The 1,351-nt window shown below is 65.8% G+C and carries 1 protein-coding gene; it reads left to right on the top strand.

Annotated features, from left to right (window positions below; genetic code table 11):
- A partial coding sequence (locus V7787_RS52795; RefSeq protein ID WP_336095451.1) for a condensation domain-containing protein occupies positions 1 to 1,351 on the top strand: 1,351 nt, incomplete at both ends.

The following is a 1,351-nucleotide window of genomic DNA, read 5'->3' as shown; positions in this document are numbered from 1 at the left end:
TTCCATGCTGTTCCATTCCACGTTCGGCGAGAGCGACGGCGACTACATCAACCAGATGCAGGTCGAGGTCGCAGGTCTGGATGTGGCACGCTTCGAGGCGGCTTGGAACGCTGTGCTCCAGGCCCATGACAGTCTGCGTTGTGCCTTCGTCTGGTCCGCCGACCAGGCCCAACCGGTTCAGGTAGTGCTGCGCGAGGCCCGTGTGCCGTTCAGCGAGCTGGACTGGCGCGGTCGTGATGACCTTGCGCTGGCGCTCCCGACACTGGCCGCCGAAGAACGTGGGCGCGGCTTCGATGTGCTGCAGGCGCCATTGCTGCGCCTGGTGCTGGTACGCCTGGAAGATGACCGCCATGCACTGATCTACACCAGCCATCACATCCTCATGGACGGCTGGAGCAATGCGCAACTGCTGGGTGAAGTGCTGCAACGCTACTGTGGCGAGCGGCCCACGCAGGCGGCGGGCCGCTTCGGCGACTACATTGGCTGGCTGCAGCGTCAGGACCGAGTGCAGAGCGAAGCTTTCTGGCGCGAGCAACTGGCCGCACTGGAAGAGCCCACTCGCCTGGCCAGCACCTGTCAACATGTCGGTGTCGATGGCTACGACGAGCACAGCCTGTCGATCGATGCGCAGACCACCGCGCGCCTGGGCCGCTTCGCCCGTGAGCGCAAGGTCACCGTCAACACCTTGGTGCAGGGTGCCTGGGCCTTGTTGCTGCAGCGTCGTGTCGGCCAGGACTGCGTGTCGTTCGGCGCCACCGTGGCCGGGCGACCGGCCGAGCTGGCCGGTATCGAGCAGCAGATCGGCCTGTTCATCAACACCTTGCCGGTGATCGTGCCGTGCACCGCCGGGCAGGCGCTTGGCGACTGGCTGGACGATCTGCAGGCGCTCAACCTGCGCATCCGCGAACAGGAGCACACGCCACTGTTCGACATCCAACGCTGGGCCGGGCAGGGCGGTGACGCGCTGTTCGACAGTCTGCTGGTGTTCGAAAACTACCCGGTGGCCGAGGCCCTGGAGCGTGGTTCGCCCTCGGGGCTGCACTTTGGCCCGGTGCGCACACAGGAGCAGAGCAACTATCCGCTGACCCTGGCGGTCGGCCTGGAGGACAGCCTGTCACTGCGCTGCAGCTATGACCGGCAGGCGTTCAGCGCGGCGATCATCGAGCAGATCGGCCAGCAACTGCGTCACTTGCTGCTGCAGATGCTCGAACAGGGCGCTGAGGCGCCTGTCGAGACCTTGCAATTGCTCGATGATGAGCAACGCCAGGCTGCGGTACAGGCCTGGAATACCGCCCCGGCCACGTTCGCGCCGAGCCAGCCGCTGCATCGCCTGATCGAAGCCCAGGCGGCT

This window comes from Pseudomonas sp. CGJS7, assembly GCF_036961695.1.
The sequence above is the reverse complement of the archived record's forward strand: the minus strand, read 5'-3'. Positions and strand labels throughout refer to the sequence as shown.